This is a genomic window from Leifsonia sp. 2MCAF36 (assembly GCF_052115525.1).
In the GTDB taxonomy this organism is placed as follows: domain Bacteria; phylum Actinomycetota; class Actinomycetes; order Actinomycetales; family Microbacteriaceae; genus Leifsonia.
The window spans coordinates 62,853-66,567 of the sequence record NZ_JBFRGV010000003.1 but is presented as its reverse complement, the minus strand read 5'-3'; the positions used below and the strand labels follow the sequence as shown (position 1 = coordinate 66,567).

Sequence of the window (3,715 nt, the reverse complement as noted above, 5' to 3'; positions counted from 1 at the left end):
GGTGCTCGTAGGTGCGCCCGACACGCCGGGGAGGAACGCAACTACGAGCACCTCAGTGGGGTCGGAGGCGGTCAGGTGGACTGCGTCAGAGCGAGCTCCGCGATCAGGAGCTCGTCCGCGCCGTCCACCCACGTTTCGGTGCGGCCGACTGAGAAGCCCGCGGGTGCGACCAGGGCATCCAACTGTTCGACCGAGTCGAACGGGATGTGATCGGCGTGCGCCTGCGGTGCGGCACGGTGGCGGGACGGGTCGACGGCGAGGAACGTCGCAGTGACCGCACGCCCGCCAGGGCGGAGGACGCGCGCCCACTCGGCGATCGCGGTGGCCGGAGTAGGGAAGAGTTGCAGACCAGTCACGCAGGTCACGAGGTCGAACGCATTATCCGGTAGCGGCAGGCGAGTCGCGTCGGCCTCGAGCAGCTGGGCGTCCGGGAGGTGACGGCGGGCTTCATCCACCATCCGTGGCGACAGGTCCACGCCGGAGAGAGCGCCGGCGAAACCACGGTCGCGAAGCGCGCGCAGCACCAGCCCGGTGCCGGTCGCGATGTCGAGTACCGCATCCACGCCGTCCAGGTCGGCGAAGGCGGCGACCGCGGCGGCGAGGCCACGGTGCATCGCGCTGTCGTCGTAGTGCGCGGCGCGGTCGTCGAAACGCTCGCGAACCATCCTCAGGTGCTGGTCGTCGCTCACGGGGGCCAGCGTAACGCGTGGCGAGTTAAAAGTTGCGGCGGTCGGCTCACCCGAAAAAGCCGACCGCCGCGCACCGGGAATGCAGTACAGCTGCCCGCCCCCTGCGGTTCAGCCTGCCATCCGGTTGCTTAGTGCACACAGTAATCGTGTCGGGGGGAAAGTCAACCGAGCGGGGGTCGCGATGTTCGGATATTCACCTACCGTTCACGAAGCAGACGGCTGGCGGAGGCGCCGAAGACCGGTGCGCCGACCGGCGTAGGGTGGATGACATGGCCCGCAACCGCGACGAGAATCGTCCAGCGGCTGGCGAGTCCGACCCGCTCGTCGACGCCGCGCGCTACCGCCTGCGCCGGGAGGCCGAGGCCCGCGGCGAGGAGGTCGACGAGGCGAACGCCGGCCAGCCGTCGATGGAGCAGCGCGCGCAGGTCGTCGAGACGGCCATCCAGCAGGCGATCCGCCGCGGCGACTTCGACAACCTGCCGGGCGCGGGCAAACCGCTGCCGGGACTCACCGGCACGCACGACCCGGACTGGTGGATCCGCCGCAAGATCGAGCGCGAGCAGCTCACCGGGCTCGGGCCGCCGGCGCTCCTGCTCCGCTCGGAGGATCGCGAGCTGGAGGCCCGGCTCGACCGGCTGGCGTCCGAGACGTCCGTGCGGGAGCACCTGGAGACGTTCAACCGCCGCATCGTGGAGGCGCGGCGGCAGTTGCAGGGCGGGCCGCCGGTCGTCACACCGACCCGCGACGTGGACGCCGAGGTCGACCGGTGGCGTCAGCGCCGGGAGGACCGCATCCGCCAGGCCGACGCCGACCGTCGAGCCCAGCGCGAGGCGTGGGACGCGCTGTCGCGGCGCGAGCGCCGCCGCCTGCGCCGCGAGTCCGGCCGCTAGCTGTGCGATCCAGTTGACGAGACACGCCGCGACCGCCACGTGAATGACGGCGTGTTGCGTCATACAGGTGGCAGGCGGCCGCGCGCCCGCATCCGCGTCCCGTGGCGCCCGCGCGCATCCATGGGCCGCAACACGCCGTTATCGCACGCGGTTAACGGCGTGTTGCGTCCCACAGATGGCCGGCGGCCGCGCCTACTCCGTCAGCTGCTGGTGCGGGTTGGTGAAGTGGATGCTGTCCGCCGTCACCCCGACGAGGCCCAGCGTGACGCGCAGCAGCTGCTGCGGCAGGCCGTCTGCGGGCGGAGGGGTCGCGGCGCCCAGGGTCAACGGATTGCCGTCCGGGCCGGTGGCGGTCACCGAGTCGACGTAGACCTGCACGTTGCCGCGCAGAGCCATCTGGTCGGCCGTGGTGGCGAGCTTCGGGCCGGTCTCCTTGCGGACGGTCAGGCTGAAGCCGTCGATGGTGATGCTGTCCGCGGAGATCTTCAGCACCGGGATGCGGCTGCCGTCCGCGAGCGGAACGGTCACCACGCTCACGCCCTTCAGTCCCGAGAAGGAGATCGACCGGCTGCCGAGCTGCGCCGGCGGCTGGGTGAAGACCGGGGCACCCGCGTCCGGGCCGGCGGGGGCCGGGGGAGCGGTTGTGGTCGGGGTCGGGACGGGCGCGACCGGCGCGCCCGATGTCCCGGGAACCGGAAGAGAGGGGACGCCCGGCACGCCAGGGGCGCCCGGCCCCTGCGAGGGCGACGGGGTCGGCGTCGGGCTCGACCCACCGCACTGCACGAGGATCGGGATGCACCACGCTGCCGGCGCGACGGCCGGCACCCGGGCGGCACCCAGCCCGGTCAGCGCCGCGGCGACGCAGGCGACCAGGGCCCAGGCGGCGACACCCTGGCGTGCGCGCCTCATGCGGTCGTGCCTTCCCGCGGGGCCGGTTCGCTCGGGTCGGCGAACAGGTCGGCTGGGTCGGCGTCGTCAGCCGGATCGGCATCCACTTTGACGTCGTCGCTCGCCCCCGCGACCTCGTCGGCCGCCGCGAGCGCATCCTTCTTCGGCATCCACGCCACCGTGAGGATGCCGCCAACGGTGCTCAGCAGCATCCCGATGAAGAAACCGCCCAGGTTCACGCCGACCAGCGAGTACACGGCGACGGCCAGCGCGATCACGCCGTAGAAGATACGGTGCGCCGGCATCGCGATCACCAGGACGCCGAGCAGCACCAGCAGGATCGGGATGATCGTCGCCTGCAGGCCCTCGATGCCGAGCTGCACGTGGATCTTGCCGATGTCCAGCTGCCCGGAGAAGAACATCTCGATACCGCCGAGGGCGGTCAGGACGCCGCCGACGAACGGACGCTGCCGCCGCCAGGCGCGGAAGCGCGCCCGGGCACCCGCCGCGGCGGCGGAGGCCGGCTCGGCGCCGGTCGCGTGCGCTCCCACGATCAGAAGCATCCCTTCGAGCCGTCGGTCAGCTGCACATGCATGCCGGTGAGGGTGAAGACGGACGCCTGGGTGCTCCACGCGGTCTGCTGGAGCTTCGTGATCGTGACGGTGTCCGCATCCTGAGCGAAGTCACCGGCGCTGCCCTTCGCGGTCGTGTTCACAGTGGAGGCGTCCACGCCGATGCGGATGTTGTGGAACTCGGAGTCGCCCTTGAGGTCCGTCATCCCGATCTGCAGGTCGGTCGCGCTGGCGGGTGCGCCGCCGCCGCCCGCGGTGATCAGCATCCCCACCTTGCCCAGCGGGGTGTCCGTGACGACCGACTGGCACAGGTCGGCGAGCGTGGCCGACTTGATGTTCGCGATGGCGACCTGGTGGTCCTTGCCCGCCGTGTCGGGCGCAACGCCCGCGTACTGCGAGAAGCCGGTGCCGTCGAGCTTCGACGCGCTGATCTGGAACTGGCTGCCCGAGACCGCGAACGACACGGGCACGGCGCCCTGGGCCACACCGGTCATGAGCAGAGTCGAGACGACGGCAACGGGGACGGCTGCGAGAACGATCCGTCCGGCGTGCGACCCGGCGAGCTTTCGGAACTTCATCGATCCTCCTGTTCGGGGGACTTGACAGCGTCGGCGCAGTCAGGTCCAGGTGTGAGCTTAGACGTTATTGACCGCCTGTCAATAGTCGAACGCGCGCA

Annotated in this window: 5 protein-coding genes; 1 reads left to right on the top strand and 4 read right to left on the bottom strand. The window is 71.2% G+C overall.

Annotation, left to right across the window (positions count from 1 at the left end; all coding sequences use genetic code 11):
- Positions 1-71: 71 nt before the first annotated feature.
- A complete protein-coding gene (locus AB4079_RS05690) occupies positions 72-689 on the bottom strand; it encodes a class I SAM-dependent methyltransferase (protein WP_441786326.1) in 618 nt (205 codons plus the stop codon).
- A gap of 269 nt (positions 690-958) precedes the next feature.
- On the opposite strand from AB4079_RS05690, the gene AB4079_RS05685 reads away from it, so the two are divergent.
- The gene (locus AB4079_RS05685) at positions 959-1,579 is read left to right on the top strand and encodes a J-domain-containing protein (protein WP_441786325.1); all 621 of its coding nucleotides are present in this window, start codon (positions 959-961) and stop codon (positions 1,577-1,579) included.
- Positions 1,580-1,771: 192 nt separating this feature from the next.
- Here the strand turns inward: AB4079_RS05685 and AB4079_RS05680 are convergent, their stop codons facing one another.
- Genes AB4079_RS05680 through AB4079_RS05670 form a run of 3 tightly spaced genes read right to left on the bottom strand, consistent with a single transcriptional unit; the run spans position 1,772 to position 3,617 of the window.
- Positions 1,772-2,488 (bottom strand): hypothetical protein, encoded by a 717-nt coding sequence (locus AB4079_RS05680; RefSeq protein ID WP_441786324.1) that lies wholly within the window; start codon positions 2,486-2,488, stop codon positions 1,772-1,774.
- The gene (locus AB4079_RS05675) at positions 2,485-3,030 is read right to left on the bottom strand and encodes a DUF6114 domain-containing protein (protein ID WP_441786323.1); all 546 of its coding nucleotides are present in this window, start codon (positions 3,028-3,030) and stop codon (positions 2,485-2,487) included. Before AB4079_RS05675 ends, AB4079_RS05680 begins: the two co-directional genes overlap by 4 nt.
- Entirely contained in the window at positions 3,021-3,617 is a 597-nt protein-coding gene (locus AB4079_RS05670) for a DUF6230 family protein (protein WP_441786322.1), read from the bottom strand. Before AB4079_RS05670 ends, AB4079_RS05675 begins: the two co-directional genes overlap by 10 nt.
- Positions 3,618-3,715 lie beyond the last annotated feature (98 nt).